Source organism: Psychrobacter immobilis (assembly GCF_904846225.1).
Lineage (GTDB): Bacteria > Pseudomonadota > Gammaproteobacteria > Pseudomonadales > Moraxellaceae > Psychrobacter > Psychrobacter immobilis_F.
Map to the genome: position 1 here is coordinate 63,326 of NZ_CAJGZJ010000005.1, position 16,780 is coordinate 80,105.

Genomic DNA, 16,780 nt, shown 5'->3' on the forward strand with positions numbered 1-16,780 from the left:
TACAACGATATTAAAACTTTAATATCTGTAACATAGGTTTTAAAAATAATTATTTGTTATTTAAACTGAATAATATTGTTTATACCAATCGACAAATTTCTTAATACCTTCTTCGATACTGGTTTCAGGCTTAAAACCAATATCATCTACCAGCTCATCTATATCTGCATAAGTAATGGGCACGTCGCCTGCTTGCATCGGCAATAGATTTTCCTGAGCTTTTTTGCCACAAGCGTCTTCGATAGCATTAATAAAGCGGCGCAACGTTACTGGCTGATTATTACCAATGTTGTAAATTTTATAAGGAGCCGCCGCTGTAGTGATAGTAGAACACTGTGGAGAGGGTGCTTTATTGATTATGCGAATGATGCCTTTGACGATATCATCAATATAAGTAAAGTCGCGCTGCATATCACCGTTGTTGAATACGTCAATTTGCTCACCAGCTAGGATTTTTTTGGTAAAAGAAAAATAAGCCATATCAGGCCGACCATAAGGACCATAAACCGTAAAAAAGCGCAGCCCTGTCGTTGGGATATTATATAAATGACTGTAACTATGTGCCATGAGCTCATTAGATTTTTTGGTAGCGGCATATAAACTAATAGGGAAGTCAACACAGTCAGCAGTCGTAAATGGCTGCTTAATATTCATACCATAGACTGAGCTAGAGCTGGCATAAATCAAATGTTTGATATTGTGGTGACGACAGCCCTCTAATACATTAACAAACCCGACCACGTTTGAATCAATGTAGGCATTGGGGTTCTCGATAGAATAGCGTACGCCTGCTTGTGCACCCAAATTGATAACGGTATCAAATTGATAGGTGGAGAAAAGATCAGCCATTAATTCGCGATCAGCAAGATCTAACTTAATAAACGTAAATTTTTCTGACCCTGATGTCTCTTTCAGTATTCGTAAACGGTCTTCTTTTAGACCAACATCGTAATAGTCGTTGTTATTATCAATGCCCACGATAAAAAGATCTTTGTCGGATGATTTTGTTTCTAATAAACCTTTTATTAAATGAAAACCGATAAAGCCTGCAGCGCCAGTCACTAATATTTTCATTAGTCGCTCCCAAATAGGTCACGTGTAAATACTTTGTCCGCGACATCTTCTATATCGGCAGATAAGCGGTTGGCTACGATGACATCACTCATTGATTTAAAGGCTTCTAAATCTTTAATAACTCGTGAGTGAAAGAAATGATCTTCTTCCAACACAGGTTCATAGACAACGACTTCAATACCTTTTGCTTTAATCCGCTTCATGATGCCTTGTATCGCAGATGCTCTAAAATTATCCGAGCCACTTTTCATGACGAGTCGGTGTATGCCCACAATTTTTGGCTGTCTTTCGATAATTTTATCAGCAATAAAGTCTTTACGAGTTCTATTGGAGTCGACAATGGCCTTGATAAGGTTGCTTGGTACCTCGTCATAATTTGCCAATAATTGCTTGGTATCTTTGGGTAGACAGTAGCCGCCATAGCCAAATGAGGGGTTGTTATAATGATTGCCAATACGTGGGTCTAAACCAATGCCTTCTATGATTTGTTTGGTTTCAAGTCCAAATGTCTGCGCATAAGTATCAAGCTCATTAAAATAGGCCACCCGCATGGCTAGATAAGTATTAGAAAATAATTTGATCGCTTCAGCTTCAGTGGATTCTACAAATAGTAGCGGAACATCTTTTTTTATCGCGCCCTCCATCAACAGGTTGGCAAATTGCTGTGCGCGTTCAGATTGTTCACCCACAATGATGCGAGAAGGATAGAGATTGTCATGTAGTGCTTTGCCTTCTCGTAAAAACTCAGGTGAAAAAATAATACGATCGGTCGCATAACGCTCTCTAATACTTGCGGTATACCCAACAGGAACGGTCGACTTTATGATAATAATCGCTTGTTGATTGACTAAAAGCACTTGTTCAATCACTGACTCTACGGTTGAGGTATTGAAATAATTGGTCTTGGCATCGTAATCAGTCGGCGTTGCTATGATGATAAAATCAGCATCTTTATAAGCACTTTGGGCATCAAGCGTCGCAGAGAAGTTGAGATCTTTACGTGTTAAAAATGCTTCGATATCTGCATCTTCAATAGGAGATTGCTGTGCATTTAGTCGTTCAACTTTTTCAGAGATGACATCAACAGCCACTACTTCATTATGCTGTGCTAATAGCATTGCATTTGATAAACCGACGTAGCCTGTACCTACTACTGCTATTTTCATAATAAATCCAAATAATTTTAAGCGGTATACTGTCATTGATTTGCATCAAGATTGCGTAATGCTAGGAATAGTTCAAGTTATAATTAGAGTATTGGGGCATGTCCTCAATCTGAACAAAAGCGACTAAATGGGCTAAAAATAGCTAAATCTTGCCAAACTACGTCAAATAGCTAGTCAATATCTCGATATTATCTACACTATTTTCCTTGTTTGGCTGCCATTTATCTTATTTTTATCACCATTTTCAGATTGAGGACACGCCCTAGTTTAGTTCAGCTTACTGGTGTTTTTTACCACTGATTTAGGTAGATAATTTAAGAATTTATGATTCATAGCTTGGCTAATTCTTTTATGCAGGTTTGGTTCAAGAAGATCCAAGCTTTGAATACAACCATATTTTATGGTGACATCTTCTAGATCGGTTATAAAATTCGTAACACTACTTTCATTCTTTAGATAATTGATCGCTATATCGGGCTCTAAATTTATTTCGTCTTTTTGAATTTTTAAATGATTCATCAGCGTTATGGGGTTTATTTGTGCGACATCTCTGAATTTATATTTGATCTGCTCTATCAAAAAATTAGGATTATTTAATAAATAGCTTTTTAAAGTATTTTTATCGACGATGTGAGGGTAGTGGTGAATCTCAAAAAATTTATCCATACCAAGCACTTTAGCACTTAACATCTGCGCTATAGTGTGCCGTGGTTGTATCGGTGTTCCAAACAATTTCAAGCGAGATTTTCGAAAGTTGAGCTTGGCATTCAAACCAGCGCTTTTGCGCCAATGACCATAAACAATCAGTCTGTTATTGTCCAAAAAGTCATCTATTGTCACTGATTGATTAAAAAAGAAATCATCGTTCATATATATAAAATAGTCAGACAATCCTTCGATATTCCATATCATCGTCTCAATCGATCGGGTATTGAAGGTTGGCAAAAATTGCTCATAACCCAAAAATATATCTTTATGATCGACAATACGTATTTTGTCTGCTGAACAAATATTTTGTTTGGCAAACTCATCAATGAATGCTGGCCGTTGTTGGTCTGTAACGATATAGATATGACGAACAAAAGGTGCATATTTAATAATAGAGGCGATATTATAGTATATCTCGTCGTCACTAGCGAACCGTGTGGCAGTTGTAGCATCTGACGCCACTGGTTTGCCCGCTTTATAGCGCTCTCTTTTTTGTTTGAGTAAGGGATCTGCACCATCTACCCAAGCAATGATGACGTCTAATACCTTTTCATCGGGCTGTCTCATGACTGATCCTATTTTTGCGAACACATTTTATGAATATGCCGACATTTTTAGTAGTTACGTCCATTCAATGATGATATTTACTGACGCTACCATTTAAAAAGTTTAATAAACAAAACTGATCACGATTTTGCTATGGGCGAGCAGATAAATCACGCTTATACTTCAATCCATAAAAGCAAAGGTCTAAAAGTAGATGAGACTAGCATATAAAGTCAGAATGCTGCAATAATTATGACCATTGATACACTTATTTGGCTAATCTGTCATACCCATATAATCGATTCACTTTAAATCCAATACAATACTGCTGGGGTAGATTTTTTGCAGCTTCTGTCACGCTTGCGAACAGCACGCCAGAAACATTTAGCCATTTTTAGTCCATTTAGATACGATCAATTGAATTGAGGACATGCCCTAGCGTATCGATTTTATTTCAAACTGACTATACCTTCATTAAACCAAACTGAGATACTGATGCCACCTACTATTTTATTCATTTTAAAAGCGCTTGAAGGTCGTGGCGCTGAGCGTATGGTCACAACATTAGCAAGTGCTTATGTAAAAATGGGCCATCGAGTTCATATCCTATGTTTGGAGAAAACACAGGATATGTCATTGGATGTAGGCATTCAATATCATGTCGTACCTTATGATGAGGTCTTTTCTGAGCAGGATTTAGATCCAAAATCCAAACAAGCCCAGGCCTATGATGCAGTTGCTAGGCGTATTGATAATTATGTACTGAGCCAAATAGGGACACCAGATTTGATATTGGCTAATATATATAAGGTGAATTGGATCATGGCGTACAGCCAATTACCAAATATCGTCAATGTACTGCATACGGCGCTATCTAAGCAGTTTCAGAACCAATTATCAGATGCGCCCACACAAACTCTCAATCATCTAAAAATGGTCTATGGTGCCCATCCTTGTAGCTGTGTGAGCGAAGGATCACGTCAAGATTTGCTTTCAATTTTAGGGCAAATTACCAAAACCGTGACCATTTATAATCCTTGTGATGTTACTAATATTAATAGCAAAACAGCACAACCGCCATCTATCGAAAATTTTGGTTTAATAGACCAGCAATATATGATTCATGTTGCCTCATTTGATAGCATGAAAGGTCATCGAGACTTGCTGCAAGCCTATGCTAAAACAGAGCGAAAGCTGCCACTAGTATTGGTCGGTAAGGGCAAGCTTGAAGAAGAGATTAAGCAATTGGCTATTGAGCTTAATATTAGCCACTGCGTTCGATTTTTAGGTTTTCAGAGCAACCCTTATCCGCTGATTGGCTCAGCAGCATTAATGGTACTCACCTCTAAGTTTGAGGGTTTTGGCTATGTCATCGTAGAGGCGCAAGCACTCGGCGTACCAGTGATCAGTACCGATTGTCCGTTTGGACCAAGGGAGTTATTACCTGCAAAAAACTTAATAGCTGTAGATGATATTGAGGGGTTGGCTATGCTCATCGATCGCGCAATAGACAATCTAACACACTATATAGTACCGATAAATAAGCAACTATTGCCTCATTGTATCGCGCTACAGTATTTAGAATTTGGCTCAGAATTAGATTTAGATAAACACGAAGATCTATGAATGCTAGGGCGTGTCCTTGATTCAAGCGATACTATCTAAATGGACTAAAAATCTAAACGGGCTAAAATTTCGCAAACATCCTCAAATAGCTGATTAATATCCCGATATTATTTACGCTATTTTTCTCGTTTGACGGCACTTTGTCTCACTTTTATAACCATTTTTAAAATGAGGACACGACCTAGATATTATCAAATAGTGACTTGGAGACAGGTGAATGATTAATGACTGCCACACCCTGCGCTTTATAGGTTTTACCCAATAAATTAAACGAAGGTACAATGCGTTCGTTCAGAGCTTTGTTTAGCATACTTGGGGCGCTATTACCTTCATTTTCATAGAATCGCGGCTGATCACTGTTGAGTAAATCGAGACCGTATAAATTTATAGTAGCGGCATGACGTGAGAAAGCCAGTTGCGTCGCCACATAGACAACCGTGCCTGCCTCCACAAATCCATGAGTAAGATTAAGAGAGACGCCGATCTCAGTATCTTTATAACGATCATCGACAATAAAGCTTGGATGATTTGTAAAGCATGACAATGGCATTTTTTTATTTAGTAATTTTTTCTTAAAAGTTAGCTTACTAAACGATAGCTTATTTGATTTGACCCCCCATAGTCTATTTACTGGATATAACACACGCATGGCATGGGAGTAGGTACGCATGATATCAGGGTGGGTTGTTGCCATCGCTTCAAAGACGGCGAGCGTCGCATATAAAGGTTGACCCGTATAATACTGACGTAAAATCTCAGGCTGATGATCAATAAAGCGTGCGTCACTAATCACATAACCCGCGATATCGGTGAAGTGATGATGCTCAAGAAGGCTGAGGCTGCCATTGACAAAAATAGTGGCTGTGTCTAGTAGTTCTGACCATGATAGTTTTTCTATAGATGGACCTGAGGCGATAATATTAACGTCTTTTCCAAGCAAGCTTTGCTCGGGTTCATTGGCGTTAAAAGCATTGATAACGATGAGCTCGCCATCAATATTGAACCCAGCAGTAGCAGGTAACCTCAAATATAACGCCATACTATTTTCCAGTAGTGAACCTCAATTATTTTATGCCGTAGGGCATTGCCTTGAATTTATTTGAACGGTCTTCAAATCGCAATATATATCCGTTTACTGCCAATGATTTTTTAACCATGGGCTCGGTTTTACATAGCGATACCATTTACCACCACCGCCATTAATGGCATCTGGTGGATTAATCTCGCCATGGAAGATAACGATTTTTGCGCCAGAAGGAAGCTTTGGCGCACGTATCATATTAAACGGTATAGGCGCAATACATTGATATTTGAAGCTGACGCACCATGTTTTATCCCAATACTCTAGGTGATGATGCTTACGTAAGTAATTAGAAAGATACGCTTGTTCATGGCGAACTTCTTGTCGAATGGTATCAAAATTACGCTCAAAGTTTGTTAAGAGGTCAGGATAAGTATTCATACCGATCTTAAAGCGATAAACAGAGCTATTACCAATCATGCGCCAAGGTTTTTTCCAATCACGAATAATGACGACGCTATCGTCATGCTCGGCTCCATAGGTAAAAAAAGCATCAATGTTATCAACAATAACGATATCAATGTCTAAAAATAGTGCCATACCTTTAAGCCCATAGAGCTCAGAGCTAAAGGTCGTCAGCTTTTTCCAGCCACGCTCAGGGCCAGCTGGCAAATCCATTTCGGGGATAGGGTGACAGATGACAGCTGGGTCAATGCCAGTGCTATCATCCGTTAAGCAAATCATCTGGAATGCTAAGGTAAGGTGACGACTGACCATATTATAAAGACGGTTGACATACTCAGGACCGTATTTATCACCCCATTTCATACAGATGACATAACGCTGTTCAGAAGTGCTGTGATTTGTTTGCGTTTGGTCTGCCGATACGGGGTTCGTCATGTCAATTGCCATAATGCACTCATATTTATTTAAATAGATAAGAATTAAAAGCTAAAAAGGTCATCAGTCTCTAATAATATTAACACAGGCAATTGATGTAATATATTTACAATTTTAAGCCTTCGTCGTTAATGCTATTCATTTGGCATTCAATTATTTTGATGATGGACATCATTAATTGTGTCTGAGGAAACGCTGGTATGATGTTTATTAATAAATGCAGCTAACCTAGATTTTTCAGCGTTATAAGGATTACCTAGCGTTGGAATACGCTTAAAACGTCGATAGCCCCACATATAATGGCTGTATTTGTCCTCAATCATTTGTTGCATTGCTTGATTGAGCGCATAAGTAGATATTTCAGCGCTGCGATCATATAAGGCGGGATCGCTGAGTTTGTAACAATAAATATCGAAACCGCGACCATCATCACGGCGAATACAAGATAAACCGACCAAGGCGCATTTGGTTTTGCTAGCCAGCTTTGAGGCGAGCGTACTGGTCAATGTTTCGATACCGAAAAAAGGTACCACTACGCCTCCCGAAGGATCAGGAACATGATCAGGCAGAACAATGCTAAAACCACCCTGTTTGAGTGTTTTAAACACCGCTTTCACGCCGCTACCATCTGTAGGAACCAAAGTCGCATTGAGACGCGATCGACCCTTTAAGACAAAATCATTGGTAATATTGCCCTTAACAGGCTTGTACATGATGGTTGGCGCGCCAAACTGATTAAGCCACGCGTTCATCATCTCCCACGTACCAAGGTGCGGTACAATGGCAAGCATGCCGTTGGGACTGGCAAGCCCTTCTAATAAAAACTCTTTATTATGGACGTCACGAATTTGAGCAATACTCCATTCAGGAGGCATAGCCCAGCTTTTAATAGACTCAATGCTGGTTAAGCACTGATGATAAACGATATCTTTGGTTAGCGATTTTTTTTGAAGATCAGATAACGCAGGAGCAATCAGCGCTATATTAATATTAATAGTGCGCATGATACTCAAGCTTGGGATTTTAACAATTACCCAAGCGACAAGTCGTGCCATCGTCTGCAGTACAGACAATGGCACGTATTTAAAAACATGATAAGGATTCATAAACATCCACATGGTGATGAATCAAACAAATACTGTAGGAAATATCCGAGCATCACCAGGCCATTTATTGAGCAGATTACTTGGTGTCAGCCTGTACTTTTTCACGCACACGAATACCAAGATCACGTAGCTGTTTGCTATCAACTTCAGCAGGGGCTTGAGTTAGCGGACACTCAGCAGTTTTGGTTTTTGGGAAAGCGATGACATCACGAATAGAGTCCGCGCCTACCATAAGCATAATTAAGCGATCCAAACCAAAAGCCAAACCACCATGCGGCGGTGCACCGAATTTTAGAGCATCGAGTAAGAAACCAAACTTGTCCTGAGCCTCTTGCTCGCCGATACCCAGAGCATCAAGTACGGCTTGCTGCATATCAAAAGTATTGATACGTAAGCTACCACCGCCAACTTCAGTACCATTTAATACCATGTCATAAGCGATAGAAAGGGCAGCTTCAGGATTGGTTTTTAATTCCTCAACTGAGCCTTTAGGTTTGGTAAAGGGATGATGCATTGACGTCCAGCGGCCATCATCAGTTTGTTCAAACATTGGGAAGTCAGTCACCCAAAGTGGTGCCCACTGACAGGTAGTCATTTCAAGATCTAGACCGATTTTTTGACGTAATGCGCCGATTGCATCATTCACGACACTGGCTTTATCCGCACCAAAGAAAATAATGTCGTTACTTTCTGCACCAGTACGCTCAATTAAACTTACTAACACATCATCGGTCATGTTTTTAATAATCGGTGACTGCAAACCAGATTCTTTGTCCACACCATTATTGATGTTGCTGGCGTCATTGACTTTAATATAAGCCAAACCGCGCGCGCCATAGATGCTAACGAATTTGGTATAAGCATCGATTTGCTTACGACTTAATGACGCACCGCCAGGAATGCGAAGGGCAGCAACGCGACCCTTAGGATCGTTAGCAGGTCCTGCAAATACTTTGAAGTCAACGTCTTTCATCAAATCTGCAACGTCGACCAGTTTTAGTGGGATACGTAAATCAGGTTTGTCTGACGCATAGTCACGCATCGCTTCAGCATATGTCATACGTGGGAATTTTTCAAACTCAACATCCATCATGGTCTTAAACAAATGCTTAATCAGACCTTCGTTGATGTTCATGATTTCTTCTTCATTTAAAAAAGAAGTTTCAATATCCACCTGAGTAAATTCAGGTTGACGATCAGCACGTAAATCTTCATCGCGGAAGCATTTAGCGATTTGATAGTAACGGTCAAAGCCTGACACCATCAATAATTGCTTAAACAGTTGTGGCGACTGAGGCAATGCAAAAAAGTTACCTGGGCGAGTACGCGATGGAACAAGATAATCACGAGCACCTTCAGGCGTTGCACGAGTCAAAATAGGCGTCTCGACATCCAAGAAGCCATGATCATCTAAATAACGACGAATGGCTGAAGTGGCTTTGGCACGAAAAACCATACGCTCTTGCATTTGCGGACGGCGCATATCAAGGTAGCGATATTTTAGACGCAAGTCTTCTGATACCGTGGTTTTTTCATCATTCAATGGGAACGGCGGCGTTTCAGACTTAGCCAATACTTCAATTTCTTTAGCCAATAACTCAATCTGACCACTGGTCATATTATTGTTTTCAGTACCTTCATAACGGCGACGTACACGACCAGTAATTTTTAACACATATTCAGGACGTACGGCATCAGCCATAGCAAATGCTTCTGGAGTATCAGGATCGACGACGACCTGCAAGATACCAGCGCGGTCACGCATGTCTAAAAAAATCACGCCACCGTGATCGCGACGACGATGTACCCAGCCTACGATGCTAATGGTTTGCTCAATGAAGCTCTCGGTTACCGCTCCGCAATATTCGTCTCGGTATTCGCTATGCGTCGTAATACTATCCGTCATAATATAGTTATCCAGTTATCAGCCCAATTCGAAATACAATCAATTCGAAGTACAGTATGCAGCCATTGCTGTGAGTTTCAAGCTTTTTGCAAAAAAACGCACAAACAACGCGATCAAGACATAAGGTCATCACGTTGGCTGCAGAAAATTTTATATAAACGCATATTATGCCTAATATGCTTTTGTTATACAACCAGCTGAGTTTAATCCAAGTATAGGAACGCCTCGGTATTGGACGTATTTATTCCGTAACATGTACACTCGGTTAAATATTGTCATTCTGCTTGAAAATTTAGCCGAGTGTGCGCATATTAACGGTCACGCTAATAAAAACATCTATGTTGATATGTCTACGGACTTGAGGAATTTTACTTATGTTATTTCATCCGCCCAAAAATCCTGTTGAGCTAAAAGTAATGCATCTAAACGAAGCGCAAAAGCAGCGCCGTGAAGATTTGATGGAAGCGACCCAAGGTAAAGCTGCTCTTAAGCAATTCAAAAAGACTATGGCCAAAAAAGCCAAACAAACGTTAAAAATCAAAGCCAAAAACAAAAAGAAAAGTGCGAATAATACATCACAAGTTTTTGTTTTAGACTTTGATGGTGATATAAAAGCAACCGCGGTCAAGCATTTGCGTGAAGAAATCAGCACGCTTATCAGTACCGCAAATAAAGGCGATGAAGTTATTGTGCGTCTAGAATCAGGTGGCGGCTTGGTACACAGTTATGGACTAGCAGCGGTGCAATTGGCTCGTCTAAAAGATGCTGGTCTGAAATTGACTGTGTGTGTCGATAAGGTTGCGGCCAGTGGCGGTTATATGATGGCGTGTGTGGCAGATAAAATTATTGCAGCCCCTTTTGCGATTATTGGCTCAATCGGTGTGGTATCGCAATTGCCTAACTTTCATAAATGGCTCAAAAATCATGACGTAGATTATGAGATGTTTACGGCTGGTGACTATAAGCGTACCGTAACAGTATTTGGTGAAAACGATGCAGAAGATCGTGCCAAATATCAAGAAGAGCTCGAGCAGACACATGAATTGTTCAAACATTTTGTCAATCGTTATCGTGGCATGCTGGATGTAGACAAGGTAGCGACGGGTGAGCATTGGTATGGCGAAGATGCACTGCATTTGAACTTGATTGATAAATTGCAAACTTCTGACAGTTATATTTTAGAGTTGATGGAAGATAATGAAGTTTATGCGCTACATTCACGCCAAAAACCAACGCTAGCCGAAAAGCTTGGATTTGCTCAAGCGGCAGAAGCGACTTTGAGTATGGCAGTTGACAAGCTACCAGATGCTTTGGCTCGCTTTGACTTAAACAGTCGTTTAAATATCCTAAAGTAATCTAGGACATGGCCAAATTATTATGAATTTTCGCCATTAATAATTGAGCGTATCACTCATAATTTATACATTGTTTATATTTTGTAAAAGGCGTGTCCTAGCTGGTCGCGCCTTTTTGCTGTTTATTAATAATTGCTGTGTTATAAATATAGAAGACAGTACACGTACGTACACTATTTTTATTGCTCAAAAATTTTCATCGAAACGTGATTAAAATAATTCATAAGGAAAAGGAAGTCACCCATGTCTACCAATACATTGATGTTTACTGCCACAGAGCATGGTCAAGCCATGCATGCAAAAGTGAAAGCGTTTATTGAGACGCAGATTGAACCAATTGAAGCAAAGTTTTGGCAAGATTGTCATGAGCAAAACCCTGATGGCAATTGGCAAAACTGGCAGTGGCCAGAAAAATATGAAAGCCTACGCAAACAAGCAAGAGAAGCTGGCTTGTGGAATCTGTTTTTGCCTGATGATACGTTAGGGGCAGGGCTTTCGGTCACTGATTATGCTCCGATTGCAGAGTTGACCGGACGCAGCTTATTAGCGCCTTATGTGTTCAATTGCAATGCGCCTGATAGCGGAAACATGGAGCTGTTGTGGCGTTATGGTTCTGAGGAGCAGCAAGCAAAATGGTTAATGCCAATTTTAGAAGGTAAAACCCGTTCTGTGTTTTGTATGACGGAGCCTGATGTGGCATCCAGTGATGCGACCAATATGCAGGCGACTGCTGTGGTGGACGGTGACGAGATTATCATTAATGGCAGTAAGTGGTGGTCATCTGGTCTTGGTGATCCTGCGGTTGATGTTTTGATTGTGATGGCATACACCCCTGATGAAAACAAAGACCGTCATCATCAGCATTCTATGGTGCTAGTACCTGCGAAAACATCGGGTGTAAACATCGAACGTATGCTCAAAGTATTTGGTGACTACGATGCACCGCATGGACATGGCGAAGTCAGCTTTAATGATGTGCGTGTGCCTGTGAGTCATTTTATTGGCGGGGCTGGTATGGGCTTTGAGATTGCCCAAGGTCGGCTAGGGCCAGGTCGCATCCATCACTGTATGCGCTGTGTTGGTGCCGCCGAAAAGTCTCTAGAGCTGGCAGTGAGACGCGGTATGGCTCGCACTGCTTTTGGTAAGCCGTTACTAGAATTGGGTGGCAATTTTGAACGTATCGCTGAAGCGCGTATCAAGATTGACCAAGCGCGTTTACTGACCTTATATGCGGCGCAAAAAATGGACGCGCAAGGAACGAAGGCAGCACTCACTGAAATCTCAGCTATTAAAGTCGTCGCTCCAACAGTACTGCAAGAAGTGGTTGATATGGCGATTCAGATCCACGGCGGTCTGGGTATGTGCCAAGATACGATGCTGCCAAATTTCTTTGCACAAGCACGAGCGTTACGATTGGCTGATGGCCCTGATGAGGTGCATAAAACTATGATCGCGAAATTAGAATTAAAGCGTCAAGGTTTTAATCACTCGTCTAAACCTGCAAAATCTTAATGGTTAATGGCTATTCCCTTAACACAACGTCCAATTGAAAATTCATTATCAATCATTTGATAGTGAATTTTTTATCACTAAATTGTTTTATAAAACAAATGACCACATGATAAGGAGTATCTAATGGCAACTGACAATGATGATGAAACCAATCGTACTGAAACCAATCTCACTGAAACCAATCTCACTGAAACCAATAATGAAATACTGGATAAAGGCGGCGAGGTTCGAGAAGGCGAGGAGCTTGATACCCAAGCGATAAGCGCATGGCTGCGCGCTCAAGGTGTTGATATACAAGGCGCGCCTACCGTTACACAGTTTTCAGGTGGTGCGTCGAACTGGACCTACCGTCTACAATATGACAATCAAGATTTGATCTTACGTCGCCCGCCAAAAGGCACCAAAGCCAAGTCAGCACACGATATGGTACGCGAATATACGGTGCAAAAAGCGTTAAAAGACGCCTATCCTTATGTACCAAAAATGATAGCACTGTGTACCGATGAAGAGGTGATTGGGGCTGATTTTTATGTCATGGAACGCATGGAAGGTATCATTCCTCGTGCCAATTTACCAAAGGGCGTTGATTTAAATACAGCACAAACGCGCGCGTTATGTACCAATGTCATCGATGCTTTAATTGAATTGCACCAAGTGGATTACCAGCAATACCCTGAATTGATGGATCTTGGTCGCGGTGAAGGCTATTGCGAGCGTCAGGTCAGTGGTTGGGATAAACGCTATGTCAAAGCGAAAACGCCGAACGTACCAAGCTTTGCACTAGTAAGACAATGGCTTGGTAAGCACACACCTGCTGATAGCAAAATGTGTATTATTCATAATGATTGGCGCTTTGACAATGTCATTTTGGATACCGATGATCCGACCAAAGTTATCGGCGTTCTCGATTGGGAAATGGCAACATTGGGCGACCCTTTGATGGATTTGGGTAGCGCATTGGCTTATTGGATCGAAGAAGATGACAATATCATCATGCAGCAGTCACGTCGTCAGCCAACACATCTAGACGGCATGATGACCCGTGAGGAAGTCGTTGCCTATTATCTCGAACAGACTGGATTACAGATAGATAACTGGACTTTTTATGAAGTGTTTGGTCTATTTCGCCTAGCCGGTATCGTCCAGCAAATTTACTATCGTTACTATAATAAACAAACGACCAATCCAGCCTTTAAGAATTTTTGGATTATCGTTCAGGTACTACATGCCAAATGTTTGAAGCTGATTGCTCAATATGAAGGTGAGGTGCTATTTACCAGCCATGTACAGCCTTATTTAAAAGATATGGGTGTCGATGCTGCTACGATTGAGCGGTTACCAAGTCCCATACAATCTGTTATTAAGGGTATTTTGCCAAAAAGTTATTTTGAACAAATCTCTCAAAAACCTAAAGACTAAAAGTTTAAAAAACAGTCCTTTATCAAATACAATAATCTTTATAAAATACAATAATCTTTATAAAATATAGTAAGAAGGTATGATTTTATGACAACCATATTGCTAGCGCGCCATGGTCAGGCGTCGTTTGGACAAGAAAATTACGATCAGCTCTCAGAGCTAGGTACTGTTCAGGCGCAAATGCTCGGTCAGCATTATGCAAATACGCAGCGCCGAATTGATGCTATTTTTACTGGTAGCTTGGTTAGACAAATAGACTCAGCGCAGCATTTTTGGACAAGTTATCAGTCCTCTATGGCCGCTGAACATAGTAACGATGCGCTTGCTTCTGTTATCAATTTAAGTGAGCCTGACAGTTATATCTTGCCACAGTTTGATGAATTCAATCATAAAGATGTCTTTGTTAAATCTGATGCTACTTTCATTGATAAAGGTGCCATCGCGGCTGAAATTGCTAAGTCAGAGGTACCAGCCACACGTTTGGCTGAACTGTTTGATCAAGCGATGAATCGATGGCATGGTGGCGACAATGATCAGGACTACATTGAAAGCTGGCCACAATTTAACAACCGTGCGCAGCAAGCACTTGAACAAGTACGTGTAAAAATAGCAGACCTGAATTTAAACCATGATAGTACGGTATTGGTTTTTACATCAGGTGGTGTGATTGCGGCAATTACTGCCCAGCTATTAAAGCAAGGTAGCCTGACTGCTTATCAGTTAAATAAAAGCCTGGTTAATACAGGTGTCACGTCTGTCACATTGAAAGAACAAAGTACACGCTTGATGGCTTTAAATGAATATAGCCATTTATTTTCTGAAGGTAAAGATTTTATAACTTGGCGATAAAATGGCAAATGGCATCAATCAGTGTCAGCTCAATGTGAAATAGCGTAGCCTTTAGTCTCGATAGTGATAGTGAAGGTCTGATGCTAAAGTTGCGCCATACTACGTGACAAAGATCGCCAAGGTATCTGCATCAATAAGATTAGGAGTCGATATGATCGTTACCGCCACTCAGATAAAAGTCGCTAGCTTGCTCGGCTTATACCGTTTTATTTATAGTGCCATGAGTATCAATAAACAGTTATATGAAAAACAGTTGTCCGAGCATAGCGGCATAGTGTTTATTAGACTGAAAGGTTTTAGAACTCTGAGCGGCTGGTCGAGCCTTGAAGCAATGAAAGATTTTCGTAATAGTGGTGCGCATCTTGAAGCTATGAAGAACCTAAAAAAATTGGATTCGCCAAAAGCGTGACGTGAGAATCACTAACAGAGCCAACTTGGAAAGAGGCAAAAAACAAGACTTAAAAGTGTTCAATTCCGCCGCGCAAAAAAATCTTGAATATTACAATTGCTTGATAATACGATTTATAATCGTCAGCAGGTACAGCCTATAGTATCGTGATTATTCTTATACATAACCGCCACTTATGCAGGGCAAGCTAGCTATTACAATGAAGGCACTATAGAATATTGATTTCCATTCAGGATCAGTATATAAGGGGCTGTCCATGCAAAAAAAACTAATGAGCTTGGTAACAAAAACGACCAAGCAACATAAAGATAAAGTGTTGGGAGCGATTCAGCCCGCACGTTATCTAAAAGGCTTGCATGAACAGCAGGTTGGTCTCAATAAAACCGTCATTATTACTGGGGCCAGCTCGGGCTTGGGCGAAGGTATGACAAGACTCTTTGCCAAGCTCGGCTACAATCTCGCGATATGCGCACGCCGTATTGATCGCCTAGAGCACTTAAAAGCAGAACTGACAGCAGAATATCCTAATATACGCGTCGAGTACCGTGCGCTAGACGTCAGTGATTACGATACGGTTTTTGAAGTGTTTGACGCCTTTGCCGATGATTTTGGCAGTATTGATAGAGTAGTGGTCAATGCTGGTATTGGCGATAGTCGCCGTATTGGCAAGGGACGCTTTGATACCAATCGACGTACGGTCGAAATTAATTTTATATCGGCATTGGCGCAATGTGAAGCCGCGATGAATATCTTTCGAACGCAAAACAGCGGTCATCTGGTCGTGATATCAAGTATGTCAGCGATGCGTGGACTACCCAAACACTTGACGGCCTATGGCGCTAGCAAAGCTGGGCTGGCTCATTTAGCAGAAGGGATTCGTGCAGATATGCTTTTGACCAAACTGCCGATTAAAGTGTCTACTATTTACCCCGGCTATATCCGTACTGAAATTAATGAAAATGCCAAACCATTACCGTTTGAAGTGGATGCTGATACTGGTACTCAGGCAATGGTTGCAGCAATTGAAGCTGGCGTGAGTGAAGCGTGCGTGCCAAGCCTACCGTGGTCAATCGTCGGTCAGGCAATGAAGCGCTTGCCGTTGCGAGTGATGAGTAGGTTAAGCTAATACGATTAACTTGCTCAATGCTAGATAAAAAGAAGCCCACTATTATTATAGCGGGCT

14 protein-coding genes are annotated in these 16,780 nt (G+C 40.9%); 7 read left to right on the forward strand and 7 right to left on the reverse strand.

Features of this window, described 5'->3' with window-relative positions; genetic code table 11:
* Positions 1 to 60: 60 nt before the first annotated feature.
* From JMX48_RS05485 to JMX48_RS05495, 3 genes are all read right to left on the reverse strand, one after another.
* Positions 61 to 1,074 (reverse strand): NAD-dependent epimerase, encoded by a 1,014-nt coding sequence (locus JMX48_RS05485; RefSeq protein WP_201535285.1) that lies wholly within the window; start codon positions 1,072 to 1,074, stop codon positions 61 to 63.
* Positions 1,074 to 2,240 carry a nucleotide sugar dehydrogenase gene (locus JMX48_RS05490; RefSeq protein WP_201535287.1) on the reverse strand — a complete coding sequence of 389 codons (1,167 nt, stop codon included), beginning with the start codon at positions 2,238 to 2,240 and terminating at the stop codon, positions 1,074 to 1,076. Before JMX48_RS05490 ends, JMX48_RS05485 begins: the two co-directional genes overlap by 1 nt.
* Positions 2,241 to 2,507: 267 nt before the next feature.
* The gene (locus tag JMX48_RS05495; RefSeq protein WP_201535290.1) at positions 2,508 to 3,515 is read right to left on the reverse strand and encodes a capsular polysaccharide biosynthesis protein; all 1,008 of its coding nucleotides are present in this window, start codon (positions 3,513 to 3,515) and stop codon (positions 2,508 to 2,510) included.
* A gap of 474 nt (positions 3,516 to 3,989) precedes the next feature.
* Here JMX48_RS05495 and JMX48_RS05500 point away from each other — a divergent pair, with 474 nt between their 5' ends.
* Complete coding sequence (locus JMX48_RS05500) at positions 3,990 to 5,120, forward strand: glycosyltransferase (RefSeq protein ID WP_201535293.1); 1,131 nt, start codon at positions 3,990 to 3,992, stop codon at positions 5,118 to 5,120.
* Between the two features lie 181 nt (positions 5,121 to 5,301).
* Here the strand turns inward: JMX48_RS05500 and JMX48_RS05505 are convergent, their stop codons facing one another.
* The 4 genes from JMX48_RS05505 to aspS form a co-directional block, all read right to left on the reverse strand.
* The gene (locus JMX48_RS05505) at positions 5,302 to 6,159 is read right to left on the reverse strand and encodes a hypothetical protein (RefSeq protein WP_201535296.1); all 858 of its coding nucleotides are present in this window, start codon (positions 6,157 to 6,159) and stop codon (positions 5,302 to 5,304) included.
* A gap of 93 nt (positions 6,160 to 6,252) precedes the next feature.
* A complete protein-coding gene (locus JMX48_RS05510; protein ID WP_201535552.1) occupies positions 6,253 to 7,041 on the reverse strand; it encodes a glycosyltransferase in 789 nt (262 codons plus the stop codon).
* A gap of 149 nt (positions 7,042 to 7,190) precedes the next feature.
* Positions 7,191 to 8,147, reverse strand: coding sequence for a lysophospholipid acyltransferase family protein (locus JMX48_RS05515; RefSeq protein WP_201535298.1), 957 nt, complete (start codon positions 8,145 to 8,147; stop codon positions 7,191 to 7,193).
* Positions 8,148 to 8,223: 76 nt separating this feature from the next.
* Positions 8,224 to 10,053 (reverse strand): aspartate--tRNA ligase, encoded by a 1,830-nt coding sequence (aspS, locus tag JMX48_RS05520; RefSeq protein WP_201535300.1) that lies wholly within the window; start codon positions 10,051 to 10,053, stop codon positions 8,224 to 8,226.
* 374 nt (positions 10,054 to 10,427) lie between these two features.
* On the opposite strand from aspS, the gene sohB reads away from it, so the two are divergent.
* From sohB to JMX48_RS05550, 6 genes are all read left to right on the forward strand, one after another.
* A complete protein-coding gene (gene sohB / locus JMX48_RS05525; protein WP_201535302.1) occupies positions 10,428 to 11,408 on the forward strand; it encodes a protease SohB in 981 nt (326 codons plus the stop codon).
* A 261-nt stretch (positions 11,409 to 11,669) separates the two neighbouring features.
* The gene (locus JMX48_RS05530; RefSeq protein ID WP_227687919.1) at positions 11,670 to 12,920 is read left to right on the forward strand and encodes an acyl-CoA dehydrogenase family protein; all 1,251 of its coding nucleotides are present in this window, start codon (positions 11,670 to 11,672) and stop codon (positions 12,918 to 12,920) included.
* A gap of 123 nt (positions 12,921 to 13,043) precedes the next feature.
* On the forward strand, positions 13,044 to 14,339 hold the full coding sequence (locus tag JMX48_RS05535) for a phosphotransferase family protein (RefSeq protein ID WP_201535306.1): 1,296 nt from the start codon (positions 13,044 to 13,046) through the stop codon (positions 14,337 to 14,339).
* A gap of 87 nt (positions 14,340 to 14,426) precedes the next feature.
* A complete protein-coding gene (locus JMX48_RS05540) occupies positions 14,427 to 15,188 on the forward strand; it encodes a histidine phosphatase family protein (protein ID WP_201535308.1) in 762 nt (253 codons plus the stop codon).
* Between the two features lie 151 nt (positions 15,189 to 15,339).
* A complete protein-coding gene (locus JMX48_RS05545) occupies positions 15,340 to 15,597 on the forward strand; it encodes a hypothetical protein (protein WP_201535311.1) in 258 nt (85 codons plus the stop codon).
* Between the two features lie 256 nt (positions 15,598 to 15,853).
* A complete protein-coding gene (locus tag JMX48_RS05550) occupies positions 15,854 to 16,723 on the forward strand; it encodes an SDR family oxidoreductase (protein ID WP_201535314.1) in 870 nt (289 codons plus the stop codon).
* Positions 16,724 to 16,780: the final 57 nt, after the last annotated feature.

Excerpts from the sequence above, each read along its gene's own strand:
- JMX48_RS05495 (WP_201535290.1), bottom strand. The coding sequence starts at position 3,515 with ATGAGACAGCCCGATGAAAAGGTATTAGACGTCATCATTGCTTGGGTA.
- JMX48_RS05485 (WP_201535285.1), bottom strand. The coding sequence starts at position 1,074 with ATGAAAATATTAGTGACTGGCGCTGCAGGCTTTATCGGTTTTCATTTA.
- JMX48_RS05505 (WP_201535296.1), bottom strand. The coding sequence starts at position 6,159 with ATGGCGTTATATTTGAGGTTACCTGCTACTGCTGGGTTCAATATTGAT.
- JMX48_RS05545 (WP_201535311.1), top strand. The coding sequence starts at position 15,340 with ATGATCGTTACCGCCACTCAGATAAAAGTCGCTAGCTTGCTCGGCTTA.
- JMX48_RS05535 (WP_201535306.1), top strand. The coding sequence starts at position 13,044 with ATGGCAACTGACAATGATGATGAAACCAATCGTACTGAAACCAATCTC.
- JMX48_RS05515 (WP_201535298.1), bottom strand. The coding sequence starts at position 8,147 with ATGAATCCTTATCATGTTTTTAAATACGTGCCATTGTCTGTACTGCAG.
- JMX48_RS05510 (WP_201535552.1), bottom strand. The coding sequence starts at position 7,041 with ATGACGAACCCCGTATCGGCAGACCAAACGCAAACAAATCACAGCACT.
- JMX48_RS05490 (WP_201535287.1), bottom strand. The coding sequence starts at position 2,240 with ATGAAAATAGCAGTAGTAGGTACAGGCTACGTCGGTTTATCAAATGCA.
- JMX48_RS05500 (WP_201535293.1), top strand. The coding sequence starts at position 3,990 with ATGCCACCTACTATTTTATTCATTTTAAAAGCGCTTGAAGGTCGTGGC.
- aspS (WP_201535300.1), bottom strand. The coding sequence starts at position 10,053 with ATGACGGATAGTATTACGACGCATAGCGAATACCGAGACGAATATTGC.
- JMX48_RS05540 (WP_201535308.1), top strand. The coding sequence starts at position 14,427 with ATGACAACCATATTGCTAGCGCGCCATGGTCAGGCGTCGTTTGGACAA.
- JMX48_RS05530 (WP_227687919.1), top strand. The coding sequence starts at position 11,670 with ATGTTTACTGCCACAGAGCATGGTCAAGCCATGCATGCAAAAGTGAAA.
- sohB (WP_201535302.1), top strand. The coding sequence starts at position 10,428 with ATGTTATTTCATCCGCCCAAAAATCCTGTTGAGCTAAAAGTAATGCAT.
- JMX48_RS05550 (WP_201535314.1), top strand. The coding sequence starts at position 15,854 with ATGCAAAAAAAACTAATGAGCTTGGTAACAAAAACGACCAAGCAACAT.